Genomic DNA, 15,327 nt, shown 5'->3' on the forward strand with positions numbered 1-15,327 from the left:
AAATGGCAGGTAAGATGATTAACAAAGTTATGGGCTTTTTAGGTTTAGAAGAAGAAGTAGAAGAAATAGAAGAAATAGAAAACGAAGATATAGAACAAGAAGAACAAATAGATAATGTATTCAATGTAGCTGCTTCAAGAAAATCTAAAAATGGTAAAGTAGTAAGTATTCACACTACAGCTAGTGCAAAAATATTAATAGTTAAGCCTACTGATTATGATGAAGCAATAGAGATATGTGATAATTTAAAAAATAGGAAAATAATAGTGGTAAATATGACTAAACTTGAAGGAAAAATAGCTCAGAGATTGTTAGATTTTATGGGAGGAGCCAGCTATGCTCTAGGCGGTTCATTAGAAGAAGTTGAAAAGGGAGTGTATATTATTTCTCCATCTAATGTGGAAATCTCTAATGAGTTAAAAAATGAATTATCAAGTAAAGGAATATTAAGTTGGACTAAATAATATTGGAGGACAAAATGATATTATTACAAAAGGCTTTTAGTTTGTTATTTTCCATAATAGAATTATTAATAATGATTGATGTAATTCTATCATGGATATATATAAAAGATAATTCTTTTACAAGATTGATACATATTTTTACAGAACCTTTTTTGTCTCCAGGAAGGAAAATACAAGATAGATTAATGCCAGGACTTCCAGTTGATTTATCTCCTATAATGGGATTGTTTATATTATGGATAATCGAATCTATAGTTAACACATTACTAGGAATTTTTTAAAATGAATAAGAAAGAATTTTTAAGAAAAATAAATTATGAAGATAAGGTGATTTTATCAAATATATACGATAAAATTTCCCTTCATGAGAAAATAGGAAGACCTGTGTATACAAATGAATTCTATCCACCTGTTATTTGGAAGAGTTTGCTTAAGATTAGTGTGGAATTGAACTGCAAAATTTGTACTTATGGTGTTTTTGATGAAAGTGATAGAAGGCTTATATCTATAATGTCAAAAGATGAAAATGATACTATATATGATTATCCAGTGGAATTATTAAAAATAAAAAATAAATCTAATTTTTCTCGATTAAAACACAGTGATTTTTTAGGTGCTTTAGTAGGTCAGGGCATAAAAAGAGAAAAGTTTGGGGATTTAATATTGGAAGAGCAAACTTGCTATGTTCCAGTATGTAGCGATATTTCAAAATTTATAAAGGAAAACTTAGTTAAGATAGGTAAAAATCCTTGTGAAATTGAAACTATAGATATAGAAAATACTAAAGTTCCTGAATATAAATTCGAAAAAAGCAACATAGTGGTTACATCTATGAGAATTGATGCTGTAGTTGCAGGAATATGTGGTATTTCTAGAAATGTTTCAGCAGATATGATTAAAAAAGGGTTAATTTTACTCGATTATGAAAAGATTGTAGAGAAAGATGTAAATTTAGATATTGGCTCTATTATAACTGTTAGAGGATATGGAAAATTTAAAATTCATGAGATTATTGGTAAAACCCAAAAGGGTAAAGAAAAACTAGTTATAAAAAAATACATATAAGTATGGGGTGGATAACGTGGTAATTACATCAATGGATATTAATAATAAGGAGTTTAAGAAATCTCTTAGAGGCTATGATTGTGATGAAGTAGATGAATTTTTAGATAAAATTTCTGAAGATTATGAGATTATCTATAAAGAAAATTCATCTCTTAAAGAAAAAATAGAAATACTAGAAGAAAGATTGAAACACTATGTCCAGATAGAGGAGAATATTCAGAAAACTTTGTTATTAGCTCAAAACGCTGCAGAGCAAGCTAAAACTGCTGCTCAAAGTGAATCTGAATTGATAATTAGACAAGCAAATGAAACAGCTCAAAAAATAATAGATAAGGCTCACAATGATGTTATAAAGATACATGATAATTACGAAACTTTAAAGCAAGAGTTTTTAAAATTTAGAGCACAATTTAAGGGATTTATGAAGGCACAATTAGATACATTTAATAGCTTGGAAAAAGAACTTATGAAAAATTATAATGTTGGAAGTGCGGTTGATGTTTCAGAAGTTGTTAAACCTAAAGAAATAGAAAATGAATCTTTAGAGGAAAAGGAGCAAGTTGATGACGATTTAGATTCTATAAAAAGTTTTTTTGTAAAAGAGAATTAAAAGTCTCATATTGAGGCTTTTTATTTTTAGTTAAAAAGGGCATTGTTGACAATAAAAATGTATTACTGTATTCTATTATAAGCATATATACATTAAAGAAGGAGAGATATTATGATTATTGGAATTATTGGTGCTATGGATGAAGAAATTGAAATATTATTAAAAAATATTGAACTTATAAAGAAAGATAAAAAGGCAAGTATGGAATTTAATTTAGGAAAACTTTGGGGAAAAGACGTTGTTGTAGTAAGAAGTGGCATAGGCAAAGTGAATGCAGCAGTTTGTACTCAAATTTTGATAGATAATTACAAAGTAGATAAAATTATTAACGTAGGAGTTGCTGGAGGCATAGGCAAAGAAATAATGCCTGGAGATGTAGTTATAGGTGATAGTTTAATTCAACATGATGTGGATACATCAATATTTGGAGATAAGCTTGGACAGATACCTAGATTAGGAACTTATGATTTTAAATCTGATTCGGATTTAGTTAGATTAGCAAAAAAGGTTTGCGAAAATTATACAGAACATAAAAGTTTTATTGGAAGAATAGTTTCAGGAGATCAATTTATAGCAAGTGTTGAGAAAATTAGATGGTTAAATGAAAAATTTAATGCTATTGCATGTGAGATGGAAGGTGCAAGTATAGCACAAGTATGCTATTTAAATTCAATTCCTTTCGTAATAATAAGATCTATTTCGGATAATGCTAATAATGGAGCTCATATAGATTATGAAAGATTTGTTCCAATTGGTGTAAAAAATTCCACTAATATATTAAAAGGTATGTTGCAAGCTATGTAGGTGATAATAAATGGATAAATTACTTGTTGAAAAAACAAATGAAAACTTATCTAGGGTGCAAGTAAAAGATGTAGTTATTGGAGGACAGAAAAAGGTTATAATTTCTGGACCATGTGCAGTAGAGGACTATGATATTATGCTTTCTATTGGTAAGAAGTTAAAATCTTTAGGAGTAGATATACTAAGAGGAGGAGCATTTAAACCTAGGACATCCCCCTATAGTTTTCAAGGATTAAAAGATGAAGGGCTTAAAATATTGAAAAAGGTTGGAAAAGAAATAGGATTACCTGTGGTTAGCGAGATAATGGACACTAGAGATGTGGAGAAAGCTGTAGATTATATAGATATGATTCAGATTGGTTCGAGAAATATGTATAATTATAGTCTACTAAAGGAAGTTGGAAAAACAAAAATTCCCATTCTTCTTAAAAGAGGTATGAGTGCAACTATACAGGAATGGCTTTATGCAGCAGAATATATTATGGCAGAAGGTAATTATAATGTAGTGTTATGCGAAAGAGGTATACGTACTTTTGAAAATTATACAAGAAACACACTAGATTTAAATGCAGTTGCTGTAATAAAGGAAAAATATAAATTACCTATAGTTGTAGATCCAAGCCATGGTACAGGGATAAGAGAATTGGTTCCAAGAATGTCAATGGCAGCTATAGCTGTTGGCGCAGATGGATTAGAAATTGAAAGTCATATAGTGCCTAATGAAGCAATGTCAGATTCTTCACAGACTATTTCTATGGAAACACTAAAGAATATAATTGAAAATGTAAAAAAAATTAATATAGATTTTAGCTAGTGTAATAAAATAAATTTCTTTGAAAAAAATAAATAACAGATTCCAATTATTATTTTAAAGGGGCTGTTATTATGGATAAGGCTAAAATGGAACATTTTAAAAAGAGATTATTAGATGAAAAGTCAAGAGTGCTTAGTCTTATAGAAAAAATAGAGGAATTTGAAAACATAAAGTCTGATAATGAATTATCATCAGAATTATCTCTTTATGACAATCATCCAGCAGATACTGGTCAACAATTTTATGATAAAGCTAAAGGTGTCGCTCTTCATAAAAACGAAATTGAAATATTAAACTCTATAGATGATGCTTTAAAAGCCATAGATATGGGCACATATGGGCAATGTAAAGCTTGTGGAAGGGAGATTTCAGAAGAAAGATTAGAGTTTATTCCATATACTCAGTACTGTATTAAATGTAAAAAGGCTCAATATGAATCCATGCCTTCAGAAAATCATAATAGACCACCAGAAGAGGAAGTAATAGAAGAAGCTTTTGGGTATGGATATAATGATGGCTCAGATGCAATTGGATTTGACGCTGAGGATAGCTATCAAAGCGTTGATAAATTTAATAGGATGGAAAATGTATATGACTATGGACATTATGGTGAAGATGATGAAATAGGATATGTGGAAGATGTAGAAAAGATAAGTAATGAACAATATAAAAATCAACTACCAGATTAAATAATTTGATGAAGTAATTTACAGCTTATACTTGATATTATAAAATACTTAATATTGTAATCTTTATTATGTATAAGCTGTAAGTTATAATTTATCTATAGGGGGGGATATTTTGGAGATTGCAATTATTATAATTGGAGTATTAATAGACAGAATTACTAAAGTATGGGCCTTAAAGACTATAAGATCAGGAAATGATATAGTAATTATAAAAGACTTTTTTTCCATTCAATATTTAGAAAATAGAGGAGCTGCTTTTGGAATATTTCAAGGAAAGACTTTATTATTATCAATAGTAACTTTAATAGTAATTTTGGCAATGATATATTACTTAATAAAGTATAGGGAAATCTATAAATTGACTAGAATTAGTTTAGCTCTTATAATAGGAGGAGCTTTAGGAAATCTGTATGATAGAATCATATATAAATATGTAGTAGATTTTATAATGCTACATTATAAAGATATATATTATTTTCCTACTTTTAATATAGCAGATATATTAGTAGTTGTGGGAACTATAGCATTAGCAATTTCAATATTAAGGGAAGGTAAGTAATGGACATAGAACAACTAATTGTAGATGAGGAATATGTTAACTTTAGATTAGATGTTTTTTTATCAAAGAAATATGAAGATAAATCAAGATCGTACATACAAAAACTTATAGAAGAAGAAAAAATAAAGGTAAATGATAAAATAAAAAAGAGCAATTATAAGCTAAGATTAAATGATGTTATTACTGTAAATATTCCTGAAACACAGGAGTTAGTAGTAGAACCCGAAAATATACCTTTGAATATATTGTATGAAGACGAAGATATTATAGTAGTAAATAAGCCACAAGGAATGGTTGTTCACCCTGCGCCAGGTAATTATAATGGGACACTTGTAAATGCTTTATTATACCATTGTAAAGACTTATCAGGCATAAATGGTGTTGCAAGACCAGGAATTGTTCATAGAATAGATAAGGACACTTCTGGAATATTAGTAGTAGCTAAGAATGATAGAGCTCATAAAAAATTAGCAGAACAATTAAAAGAACATACAATGAAAAGAGAATATATAGCTTTATTAGAAGGTAGACTAAAAAGTGATGAAGGAACTATTGATAAACCAATAGGAAGAAATCCTAAAGATAGATTAAAGATGGGAGTAGTTGAAGGAGGAAAAAAAGCTGTAACTCATTATAAAGTTCTAGAAAGATATGAAAAAAATACGTTAGTAAAATGTATTTTGGAAACAGGTAGAACTCATCAAATAAGAGTACATATGTCATATATAGGATATCCTCTAGTAGGAGATCCTATATACGGATTTAAAAGATCAAAATTCAGTTTAAATGGCCAAATGCTTCATGCTAAAAAATTAGGATTTATACATCCTTCATCAGGAGAATATATGGAATTTGAATCAGACCTACCAGATTATTTTAAAGAAGTATTGAGAAAACTTTCTTAAAGCATCATGATTCATTATGAATTGTTAAATTTTTATATAAAAAGATGGGGAGGAGTAAATATGGAGTTTAAATCGATTCTTTTGGATGAAAAAGCAATGAAAAGAACTCTCACAAGAATAGCGCATGAAATAATTGAAAAAAATAAAGGGGTAGAAAATTTATTGCTTGTAGGAATAGAAAGAAGGGGAGTTCCTATAGCAAAAAGAATAGGTAAACTTATAGAAGAGTTTGAAAACGCAAAGGTTCAAGTAGGCTCTGTAGATATAACTTTATATAGAGATGATTTAACAGAGATTGGAGAACAACCAGTACTTAATAAAAGCTGCTTAGATATGGGTGTTAAAGATAAAAAGGTGGTTTTAGTTGATGATGTGCTTTATACAGGAAGAACAGCAAGAGCTGCTATGGAAGCTGTTATTAAATGTGGAAGGCCTGCTAATATTCAGTTGGCAGTACTTGTAGATAGAGGACATAGGGAACTTCCTATAAGAGCTGATTATGTTGGTAAAAATGTTCCAACCTCAAGGAAAGAGATGATTTCTGTAATGGTTTCAGAAATTGATAATGAAGATTCAGTTAAGATATTTGAGATATAATTGCTATAATAAAAAACTGTTGGAATTTAGAATTTTTAAATTCCAACAGTTTTTTATATATTATTAATCTATTATTTGTTTTAATTTAGGTATTTCAGGTGTTATATATATAGTTTGGTTAGTATAATATATAACCATTCCAGGCTTTGCTCCACTAGGCTTTTTAACATTTTTTACTTGTGTATAATCTACGGGAACATTGGAAGAGTTCTGAGACTTACTGTAATATGCTGCTAAGTTTGCAGCTTCCTTTAAAGTAGTTTCTGGTACAATGCCTACACTCTTTATAATAACATGAGATCCAGGAATATTTTTAGTATGGAGCCAAATATCATTTTTATGTGCAAATTTTAATGTAAGATAATCGTTTTGAATATTGTTTTTTCCTACATAAATATGAAATCCATCTGTAGAAACAAAATGCATAGGTTTAGACATCTTTGTTTTACTGGACTTATAAGATTTTTTAAATTTAATGTATCCTGTTTCTATTAGTTCCTTTTTTATTTCTTCGATTTCAGTATAATTATCTACATTTTGTATATTTGTTAAAACGGATTGCAAATATTCCAACTCATCATCATTTTGTTTAAGCTGTTCATATGCGGACTCTTCTGATTTTTTTAACTTATTATATTTTTTGTAATAAGATTGAATATTTTCCGAAGGAGTCTTGTTTTCATCTAAGTATATTTTTACTTTATCATAGTTTTCGCTATAATAGTTGTCAACTTCAATTTCTTTCATACCTTTTTTTAATGCATATATATTTGCAGTTAAAAGCTCACCAAATAATCTATATTTTTCTTTATCTTTACATTGTTTCAATGTATTGTTCAATATTTTACTCTTTTTAATGCATCTATTTATGTTGTTAACAATAATTTTTTGAAGATCTGAACTCTTAGATTTCAATCTATCTAACTTATCTTTAGTAAAATAAAAATCTTCTATTAAATCGGATGGTGATGAATATGGAACCTTTGTATGCTCATTTAAACTATTAAGTTCTATGCAATAGAAGTCTATAAAATCTTTTTCGCTACTCTTATATAATGTATATTTAAAATCTTTATTTAAAATTCTATTAATTATCATTTTAGTATAATCCAATATTTTTTCTAGAAATTTTGGTTCTAAAGATATACTATTTAATGTCAAATTAAAATATATTTCTGTAGATAGAGTTTTGCTTATACCGGTAAATATATTAGAAAACATATATTTGTTAAAATTTATATTGTTATCCTTTATATAAGTATAAACATCATTATAAGTAAAATTAAATGGGTTGAGCTTACTAGATTTTGGAGGATAGATATATTTAACCCCTGGGAATATGCTTCTATAAGTATTTATATCAGAAGTAATATGTTTTATGCTATCCATGATCATATTATCGCGTTCCCTAACTAATGTTATATTACTATGCCTGCCCATAATCTCAGTAATGAGGAGATATACACTATTAAATCCTAATTCATCTGTGCTTTCAAAACGAATAATTACAATTCTATCACTATCTATTTGGCTTATATCCGCTATTTTAGCATTGGTAAGATATTTTCTAAGGACCATACAAAACATAGGAGCCTTCATAGGATTAGGTTTATTTAATTTAGTTAAATGTATCCTAGGATAGGTAGAACTAGAACTTATAAGTAATTTGTGCTTTATTCTCCCCTTATGTATGTTTAAAATTATTTCATCTTTTTCAGGTTGATTTATTTTATCAATTTTTCCTCCTATAATAACATCTTTCAATTCTTGTACTAAGCTAAATAAGAATATTCCATCTAACGCCATATTATCATCCTTTCTTAAGTTGCAACTACGTAGTTGAAAGGTAGGAAGTTTAAATACTTCACAAGTAGTTACTCTTTATAGTATATTATTTACATAGATAATAATCAATAATTGAATAAGCAATAGAGAAAATACATTACTGGAAAGTATGTGTTTTTTAATGGAGGGGTTTAATTGAAATTCACTAAGATGCACGGAACAGGAAATGATTTTATAGTTATTGAAGATTTAAATGGAAATTTTAAAGGAAAAGAAAGTGATATAGCACAAAAGTTATGCAATAGAAGATTTGGAATTGGAGCTGATGGGATACTTTTAGTTAGGAAAAGCAATATAGCAGATATAGAGATGGAAATCATAAATGCTGATGGCTCATATGCAGCTATGTGCGGTAATGGCATAAGATGTTTTGCAAAATATGTATTTGATAAAAAAATTGTATGCAATAGTAAAATTAAAATTGCAACAGGAAATGGTATTAAAGTAGCTGATTTAACAGTAAAAAATGGAAAGGTTTCTGAAGTAACTATTGACATGGGGACTTATTCATTAAATCCTAAATTAATACCAGCTGAATCAGAAGAAGAAATTATAAATAAAAATATAATTGTAAATGGCAAGGAATATACTATAACTTCTATGTTAATGGGAGTACCGCATACAGTTATTTTTTGTAACTTAGATGATATAAGTATTGAAGAGGGAAAATATATAGAAATACATGATATGTTTCTTGAAGGCACTAATGTAAACTTTTGTGAGGTGGTTAGCAGAAATATTATTAAGGTAAAGACTTGGGAGAGAGGTGCAGGACCAACTTTAGCTTGTGGGACAGGAAGTTGTGCATCTGTAGTAGCTGCTAAGTTATTTGGCTATGTAGATGATGAAGTAAAAGTAATGGTGCCGGGTGGAGAACTTTTAATCAAGCTGTTAGATAAAGAAGTACTTATGACTGGACCAGCAGTTACAGTTTTTGAGGGAGAAACAGTTTAGTATAAGTTTAATATGAAATGATAAAAATCCTATTTAATTAATGGGATTTTTATTTTTTGGAAAAATTGATTAAAAAGTTTTATGTTGGAAAGAATATGTAAATGATTTGATAATTAAATAAATTTAGTTATGGTGATAAATATGATGAATAGACTGGTAAAAGTTCTTATAAAAAATAATATCATAACAAAACTAGATTATGAAAACATAATAAATATTCAAAATACTACTGGAAAAGCAATGGATGAAATACTTATATCTAATGGATTTATTGATGAAAATATGTTTTATGAAATCATTGGTAAAGAATTTGATATAAAAAATGCAAACCTAGATAAAGCTTCCATTCCAACTAAAGTTATAAAAATTTTACCAAAGGAAATAGTAAAAAAATATTGTGTTATTCCATTTGATATAGAAGGAAATGATTTATATGTCGCTATGTACAATCCATTAAATGATTCTGCAATCGATGATATAAGGTTTATTACTAATAAGCAGGTTATTCCTTACATAGAGAAAAAAAGCAAAATACTCTGTGCAATAGAAAATTATTATGAGAATTATGAATCACAGAATCATAGTTATCTGATAAAGAAAAAAGTTGATGATGAAATAGTTGAAAAAACATCTATAGTTAAACTAACTGATTCAATAATTAGTGAGGCTATAAAAGAAAGAGCGAGTGATATACATATAGAACCAAGAGAAAATGACTCTATAGTGAGATTTAGAATTGATGGGTTATTAAAAGAAGAAATGATAATTCCAAAGGAAATATACTCATTAATATGTACTAGGATAAAGATAAAATCAGGTATGGATATATCACAAAAGCTGCTTCCGCAAGATGGAAAAATGGAATACAGGTTTAATAATCAAGAATTTGATTTAAGGATATCATCAATTCCAATTTTATATGGAGAAAAAATAGCAATAAGAATCTTATATAAACTAAGTAAAGGAATATATATAGAAAATTTATTAAAGGATGCAACACAAATGGAAGAAATAAAAGATATTTTAAGAAATCCAAATGGCATCATACTAGTGACTGGTCCAACTGGAAGCGGTAAGACCACTACTTTGTGTGCTATGTTGAATCATCTAAATTCTAAAGAAAAAAATATAATTACTATTGAAGATCCAGTAGAGTATGAAATACAAGGAATTAATCAAATGAACGTAAATAGCAAGGCTGGACTTACTTTTTCAACAGGACTTAGAAGTATACTAAGGCAAGATCCAGATATAATCATGGTTGGAGAAATAAGAGATGAAGAAACAGCTAAAATTGCTATAAAAGCGGCTATAACAGGCCATCTAGTATTATCTACTCTCCATACTAATGATGCTGCTAGTGCAATAGTAAGACTTGCTGATATGAATGTGCCTAATTATTTAATAGCCGATTCACTGGTTGCAGTAATTGCACAAAGACTTTTAAGAAATATATGTGAAAACTGCAAGAGAGAATATACTCCTACAGATAAGGAGAAGAAAATTTTGTTATTAGACAATAATATTAGGACTTTTAAGGGAATAGGATGTAAATATTGCAATGGAACAGGGTATAGGGGAAGAAGTGCTATATTCGAAATTATGCATATCACTAATAATCACAGAGAACTAATAAGAAAAAAATCTTCTTCTCTCGAAATAAGCGAATTTAGTATAAAGAATGGTATGTCAACATTAAAAAATAAATGTATGGAACTAGTTATGAATGGAATTACAACAGTTGATGAAATGATGAGGATTTGTTATGAAAACATATAAGTACAAAGCTTTAGATATTAAAGGAAAAATTATTAGGGGTAAATATGCGTTAAAAGATGAGAGAGAACTGTTCCATATAATTCATGAAAAAAATTTATTTTTATTAAATTACAAATCAACCAAAAGTAAAGTTTTATTTAACCAGGTTACTTTTAAAGATATAGCTATATTTTGCAAGCAGTTTTCAGAGATATTAAAATCTGGAATAAATTTATCAAAAGGATTGGATATTCTCTGTACTCAAAGATTAAATTCTTCAATTAGGGATAGTTTATACAGCATAAAATGCGATGTAGAAAATGGCAAAGAAATTCACTCTAGTTTAAGTAATTTTCCTCAAATTTACCCTGAATTCATGATTCAAATGATAAAAATAGGTGAATATAGTGGTAATCTAGATAATATACTCTCTAGTCTGTCGGAATATTATATTGAACAATACAACATTCAAAAGAAGATAAAAACTTCATTAGTATATCCGCTATCGGTTCTTATTAGTACAATAATAATTGTGTTATTTCTTACTTTAAAAATATTACCTAATTTTATAAGCGATATTTCTAAAACTAGTGACTTATCTATAGATGCAGAAAGCATGATGAGTATAATGAATATGAATAAAGTAATTACATTCAATACATTTAAGATATCTTTTATAATTGCATGTATTTTATTATTGATTTTATATAAAAAGATGAATTTAACTAAAGTAATAAATCACTTTAAGTTTGAAGTCCCTATAATAAGTAAAGTTTTTTTAAGCATATGGGAAATTAACATTGCTAGAAGTTTAAATATTTTGATAAAAAGTGGAATACCAATCATTTCTGCTCTTGAGATTATTAGGAGTAGTGTAGATAATGATCAGATTAAAGACAAAATATCTAAAGTAATTTCTAATATAAGACAAGGAACTAACTTATCAAAGGCTTTAGAAAAAGAAGTTTTGTTTAATGATATGTTTATATCAATGATATCTATAGGCGAAGAAACTGGAAACTTAGAAGACATGATAGAGAATGCAGCAACAATTCATAAATTTGATATAAATGAAACAATACATAAAATTTCTAAGCTTATTGAGCCAATTACTATACTAATAGTAGGTGGAATAGTTGCTTGTGTTATTATGAAAATTTTAATTCCGATAATGAATACACTAGATTCAATTGAATCTATATACTAAGTATATGATTGTAAGGAGGAATAAGTTTGAAAAATAGGAAGCTATCTAAAAATAAAAAAAAGGGATTTACTTTAATTGAGCTTATAATAGTTATGTCAATAATATTAGTTATGGCCAGTTTTTTAATACCTAAATTCAATGGATATAGATCTAAAGCTCAAAGATTAAAAGTAGTAGATACTGGAAGGCAAATTTACTTAGCAGTAATGGACAGTTACATTGAAGGAAATGAAAGTTTTAGTGAGATAGATATTTCTAAAGCAACTAAAGAATTGTTGGGAATAGATAATATAGAAGTTAATGAAAGTTCTGAAAATGTAGTGACCGTTAAATATGAAGTAGATAAAAAGCAATACTATTTGGAATTTAACAAAACTAGTACTGGATTTAAGATTCAAGATAATGCACATAATCAGATATATCCTTTAACGGATAGCACACAGGTGTCAGCTTAGGGGGAATAGAGTGCAGACATTACAAAATGGAAGTTATAAGGTAAAGACACACAAAGGAATAACTATGATTGAACTAATTATTGCTTTAAGCATATTAGCTATGGCAATAGGAGTTTGCATTACTAATTATTTTAAATTTTATGATAGTTGGACCAATAGTACTAGTGTAGATTTGTGTAATAACTATATACTACATATGATAAAAAATTCTGCGCTATATTGTAAAAATAAGAATAAAAGTGGATATCTATTATTTTCTGAAGAAAATAAGGTTAAATTTTTCTGTGGAAATAAAAAAATAGAAGAATATGAAATTCCATTGGAATTTAAGTTTAAAAATACAGAAAGCTTTTATAAAAGGATAAATATAAATAACTTGGGAGAAGTTTTAACATCGTGTACTATAAATTATCAAGATAAGCAGGGAGAACTTCATAGGATAACAATAAGGGTAGGAACAAGATATGTGCAGATTAAAAACGAATAAAGGTTATATTTTATTAGAAGCAGTTTTTAGTATAATTCTACTTTCTTTAGTACTGAGTTTTATTTTTAGTATGGAGATGAGAAATATAAATTTAAAAAAATATAATTTAGAGATAAATAAATATGCAGAGTTTCTAGAAGGTTTAAAAAACACATTGATTTTTAATAAAACTTATGAAGATATAAAAAATATAGCTTATGAAGGAGAAAATTTAAACGATGAGAGTTGTGCTACTAAAAAGTTATACATAAATAATGAAAATATAAATTTAGATGTTCTTAAAAACAAAGAATTTTCAGAAATAATTACTTTTGAAAAACCTAACAAATTACCATATTTAGAAATAAAAGTTCATGGAGAGCCTAATAATGTTATAAAACTTAACTTAAATCTTATATTTAGATTAGTTGATGAAACTAATAATATAAGCACTTCTTTTTATAAAGGGGATTACTAATAATGAAAAAAGGGTTTACTATAATAGAAGTTATAGTAGCAATGGGAATTGGGATAACTATATTGCTTATAGAGATAAATATGTTATCAACACAAGCAATAAAATACAAAAAATTTATAAAAGCCGATAGAGAAGAGAGTTATTGCAGAGAAGCCCTAAGATTTATAGAGGGTGAGGTTTATGCATTAGATAACAAATCTGTTAAAGTGAATGAAGACACTATAATCATAAAAAAACTTAACGGTGATGAGAATATAATAAAAGCTCTTAAAAAGTATAATGGCAAATTTAAAATTGTTATAACTTATAATAAGGTAAAAAATACAAGTAAAGTTACTGACACTATTATAGAAGATGTAGCTGCATTCAAAATCACATTAAAAGAAAATCTCATATTTATTTCTATAAATACATTAGAGGGAGAAAATTATGAAAGATGTTTCGGAATAGGAAAAAAAGAGGATATATTATGATAAGCACACTAATAATCAGTAGCGTTGTTATTGGAATGCTATTGTATGAGTATAAGCTTCGAATTATGGAAAAAAGGTATATTATAAGCACTATTGAAAGTGAGCTTAAATCTGATCCTTATGAAGAATATAGGGTGCATTTGTTAGCTAGTTTAAACAAGTATCTTAAGGATAATATAAAAACTTGGGATGATGAAAATATACATAATAAATTATTAGAATTAGATAAAAATAGATTGCATTATGAGGATTCTTTTGTGGAATATGACTCACAATCCAAAGAAATAATTTTATCTTTACATACTAGAGATGGATTAAGTAAAAAAGAGTTTTATAGATGTATACTCACTAAAAATGATAAAGAAGAAACAGTATGTAGTATAGCTAAAATTTAAAATTAAATAAGGAGATAGTAATACTATGGGAAGAAATATGCTATTAACTATATCTAAAGAATATATTAAAACTTTAGAATTTAATAATAAATTTTTGAAAAATAAAAAAATAGATTATGAATCTATGCTTAATGAGGAAAAGATTAATGTTAATTTTAAGAATAGAAATGTATATATAATTATAGAAGGTGAGGAAATATATATTAAGTATTTAAAGTTACCAAATATAAAAAACAAGCATAGTCTAAACTCTATTATTAAAAATGAATTAATTTTTATGTATGGGAAAAAGTCAGAAAATATATTTTATACTTACACTATTTTAAATGAAGAAAATAATGAATTAGAAGTTTTGGTTTTTTGTATATATTGTGATAAATTGAGCTGTTTAGAAAAATGTATTAATGATAATAGAGTAAAAAAAATAAATTTAATACAATTTTGCTTTTTAAATTATTTTGAAAAGAGAATAGAAGAAAAAGATTATGTATTCTTATTTAGATTTAATAATAGTTTATATATTTTAGGGGTAATGAAAAAAAGAATGATAGCTAATAGAATAATAAATGAAGTAGACTGTAATTATGACTTAATAGTAGATGGCTTAGATTATGTTTTACATAAGCTAGATCAATATAATGGAAAAGTATCGAAGATATATAGTGCTAATTTTAATGATAAAGAGTTTATAGATTATATTAACAATCTAATGAAATATAAATATGTAGATTTGGGAAGTTTAAGTAGTAATAAAATGATAGAATATTTTACTATAACGAGGAAATAGAT

General features: G+C 27.1%; 20 protein-coding genes. 19 read left to right on the plus strand and 1 reads right to left on the minus strand.

Annotated features, from left to right (window positions below; genetic code table 11):
- Positions 1–2 precede the first annotated feature (2 nt).
- The 10 genes from CPAL_RS03565 to pyrR all read left to right on the plus strand — a co-directional run bounded on the left by CPAL_RS03565 (position 3) and on the right by pyrR (position 6,507).
- Entirely contained in the window at positions 3–464 is a 462-nt protein-coding gene (locus tag CPAL_RS03565; RefSeq protein ID WP_061857356.1) for a cell division protein SepF, read from the plus strand.
- Between the two features lie 14 nt (positions 465–478).
- Complete coding sequence (locus CPAL_RS03570) at positions 479–745, plus strand: YggT family protein (protein ID WP_061857357.1); 267 nt, start codon at positions 479–481, stop codon at positions 743–745.
- Between the two features lies 1 nt (position 746).
- Positions 747–1,529, plus strand: coding sequence for a YlmH family RNA-binding protein (locus CPAL_RS03575; protein ID WP_061857358.1), 783 nt, complete (start codon positions 747–749; stop codon positions 1,527–1,529).
- 16 nt (positions 1,530–1,545) lie between these two features.
- Positions 1,546–2,139, plus strand: a complete 594-nt coding sequence (locus tag CPAL_RS03580; protein ID WP_061857359.1) for a DivIVA domain-containing protein — start codon at positions 1,546–1,548, stop codon at positions 2,137–2,139.
- A gap of 111 nt (positions 2,140–2,250) precedes the next feature.
- Entirely contained in the window at positions 2,251–2,943 is a 693-nt protein-coding gene (locus CPAL_RS03585; protein ID WP_061857360.1) for a 5'-methylthioadenosine/adenosylhomocysteine nucleosidase, read from the plus strand.
- A 10-nt stretch (positions 2,944–2,953) separates the two neighbouring features.
- A complete protein-coding gene (gene aroF / locus CPAL_RS03590) occupies positions 2,954–3,757 on the plus strand; it encodes a 3-deoxy-7-phosphoheptulonate synthase (RefSeq protein ID WP_061857361.1) in 804 nt (267 codons plus the stop codon).
- A 71-nt stretch (positions 3,758–3,828) separates the two neighbouring features.
- The gene (locus CPAL_RS03595; RefSeq protein ID WP_061857362.1) at positions 3,829–4,446 is read left to right on the plus strand and encodes a TraR/DksA C4-type zinc finger protein; all 618 of its coding nucleotides are present in this window, start codon (positions 3,829–3,831) and stop codon (positions 4,444–4,446) included.
- A gap of 112 nt (positions 4,447–4,558) precedes the next feature.
- Entirely contained in the window at positions 4,559–5,005 is a 447-nt protein-coding gene (gene lspA, locus CPAL_RS03600; protein ID WP_061857363.1) for a signal peptidase II, read from the plus strand.
- Positions 5,005–5,910: an RluA family pseudouridine synthase gene (locus CPAL_RS03605; protein ID WP_061857364.1), complete on the plus strand. Its 906-nt coding sequence runs from the start codon at positions 5,005–5,007 to the stop codon at positions 5,908–5,910. The genes lspA and CPAL_RS03605 overlap by 1 nt, the downstream gene beginning before the upstream one ends.
- Positions 5,911–5,970: 60 nt before the next feature.
- On the plus strand, positions 5,971–6,507 hold the full coding sequence (gene pyrR, locus CPAL_RS03610) for a bifunctional pyr operon transcriptional regulator/uracil phosphoribosyltransferase PyrR (RefSeq protein WP_061857365.1): 537 nt from the start codon (positions 5,971–5,973) through the stop codon (positions 6,505–6,507).
- Positions 6,508–6,570: 63 nt separating this feature from the next.
- On the opposite strand, the gene CPAL_RS03615 is transcribed toward pyrR, so the two are convergent.
- The gene (locus CPAL_RS03615) at positions 6,571–8,313 is read right to left on the minus strand and encodes an Rqc2 family fibronectin-binding protein (RefSeq protein WP_106024120.1); all 1,743 of its coding nucleotides are present in this window, start codon (positions 8,311–8,313) and stop codon (positions 6,571–6,573) included.
- A 174-nt stretch (positions 8,314–8,487) separates the two neighbouring features.
- On the opposite strand from CPAL_RS03615, the gene dapF reads away from it, so the two are divergent.
- The 9 genes from dapF to CPAL_RS03660 all read left to right on the plus strand — a co-directional run bounded on the left by dapF (position 8,488) and on the right by CPAL_RS03660 (position 15,325).
- Positions 8,488–9,306, plus strand: a complete 819-nt coding sequence (dapF, locus tag CPAL_RS03620) for a diaminopimelate epimerase (RefSeq protein ID WP_061857367.1) — start codon at positions 8,488–8,490, stop codon at positions 9,304–9,306.
- Between the two features lie 144 nt (positions 9,307–9,450).
- Entirely contained in the window at positions 9,451–11,085 is a 1,635-nt protein-coding gene (locus tag CPAL_RS03625; protein WP_242862597.1) for a GspE/PulE family protein, read from the plus strand.
- Complete coding sequence (locus CPAL_RS03630; RefSeq protein WP_061857368.1) at positions 11,072–12,271, plus strand: type II secretion system F family protein; 1,200 nt, start codon at positions 11,072–11,074, stop codon at positions 12,269–12,271. The genes CPAL_RS03625 and CPAL_RS03630 overlap by 14 nt, the downstream gene beginning before the upstream one ends.
- Before the next feature lie 26 nt (positions 12,272–12,297).
- Positions 12,298–12,726 (plus strand): type II secretion system protein, encoded by a 429-nt coding sequence (locus tag CPAL_RS03635; RefSeq protein WP_242976281.1) that lies wholly within the window; start codon positions 12,298–12,300, stop codon positions 12,724–12,726.
- A gap of 10 nt (positions 12,727–12,736) precedes the next feature.
- A complete protein-coding gene (locus CPAL_RS03640) occupies positions 12,737–13,213 on the plus strand; it encodes a pilus assembly FimT family protein (protein WP_116485970.1) in 477 nt (158 codons plus the stop codon).
- Positions 13,191–13,670, plus strand: a complete 480-nt coding sequence (locus tag CPAL_RS03645; protein ID WP_061857370.1) for a hypothetical protein — start codon at positions 13,191–13,193, stop codon at positions 13,668–13,670. The genes CPAL_RS03640 and CPAL_RS03645 overlap by 23 nt, the downstream gene beginning before the upstream one ends.
- Positions 13,671–13,672: 2 nt before the next feature.
- Entirely contained in the window at positions 13,673–14,143 is a 471-nt protein-coding gene (locus CPAL_RS03650) for a type II secretion system protein (protein ID WP_061857371.1), read from the plus strand.
- Positions 14,140–14,538, plus strand: coding sequence for a hypothetical protein (locus tag CPAL_RS03655; protein ID WP_061857372.1), 399 nt, complete (start codon positions 14,140–14,142; stop codon positions 14,536–14,538). The genes CPAL_RS03650 and CPAL_RS03655 overlap by 4 nt, the downstream gene beginning before the upstream one ends.
- A gap of 25 nt (positions 14,539–14,563) precedes the next feature.
- Complete coding sequence (locus CPAL_RS03660; RefSeq protein WP_061857373.1) at positions 14,564–15,325, plus strand: hypothetical protein; 762 nt, start codon at positions 14,564–14,566, stop codon at positions 15,323–15,325.
- Positions 15,326–15,327 lie beyond the last annotated feature (2 nt).

Origin of the sequence: Clostridium thermopalmarium DSM 5974 (assembly GCF_002995795.1) — a bacterium.
Taxonomy (GTDB): Bacteria; Bacillota; Clostridia; order Clostridiales; family Clostridiaceae; genus Clostridium_H; species Clostridium_H thermopalmarium.

Excerpts from the sequence above, each read along its gene's own strand:
- CPAL_RS03630 (WP_061857368.1), top strand. The coding sequence starts at position 11,072 with ATGAAAACATATAAGTACAAAGCTTTAGATATTAAAGGAAAAATTATT.
- pyrR (WP_061857365.1), top strand. The coding sequence starts at position 5,971 with ATGGAGTTTAAATCGATTCTTTTGGATGAAAAAGCAATGAAAAGAACT.
- CPAL_RS03585 (WP_061857360.1), top strand. The coding sequence starts at position 2,251 with ATGATTATTGGAATTATTGGTGCTATGGATGAAGAAATTGAAATATTA.
- CPAL_RS03565 (WP_061857356.1), top strand. The coding sequence starts at position 3 with ATGGCAGGTAAGATGATTAACAAAGTTATGGGCTTTTTAGGTTTAGAA.
- aroF (WP_061857361.1), top strand. The coding sequence starts at position 2,954 with ATGGATAAATTACTTGTTGAAAAAACAAATGAAAACTTATCTAGGGTG.
- CPAL_RS03605 (WP_061857364.1), top strand. The coding sequence starts at position 5,005 with ATGGACATAGAACAACTAATTGTAGATGAGGAATATGTTAACTTTAGA.
- CPAL_RS03570 (WP_061857357.1), top strand. The coding sequence starts at position 479 with ATGATATTATTACAAAAGGCTTTTAGTTTGTTATTTTCCATAATAGAA.
- CPAL_RS03645 (WP_061857370.1), top strand. The coding sequence starts at position 13,191 with ATGTGCAGATTAAAAACGAATAAAGGTTATATTTTATTAGAAGCAGTT.
- CPAL_RS03625 (WP_242862597.1), top strand. The coding sequence starts at position 9,451 with ATGAATAGACTGGTAAAAGTTCTTATAAAAAATAATATCATAACAAAA.
- CPAL_RS03655 (WP_061857372.1), top strand. The coding sequence starts at position 14,140 with ATGATAAGCACACTAATAATCAGTAGCGTTGTTATTGGAATGCTATTG.
- CPAL_RS03615 (WP_106024120.1), bottom strand. The coding sequence starts at position 8,313 with ATGGCGTTAGATGGAATATTCTTATTTAGCTTAGTACAAGAATTGAAA.
- CPAL_RS03660 (WP_061857373.1), top strand. The coding sequence starts at position 14,564 with ATGGGAAGAAATATGCTATTAACTATATCTAAAGAATATATTAAAACT.
- CPAL_RS03575 (WP_061857358.1), top strand. The coding sequence starts at position 747 with ATGAATAAGAAAGAATTTTTAAGAAAAATAAATTATGAAGATAAGGTG.
- CPAL_RS03595 (WP_061857362.1), top strand. The coding sequence starts at position 3,829 with ATGGATAAGGCTAAAATGGAACATTTTAAAAAGAGATTATTAGATGAA.
- CPAL_RS03650 (WP_061857371.1), top strand. The coding sequence starts at position 13,673 with ATGAAAAAAGGGTTTACTATAATAGAAGTTATAGTAGCAATGGGAATT.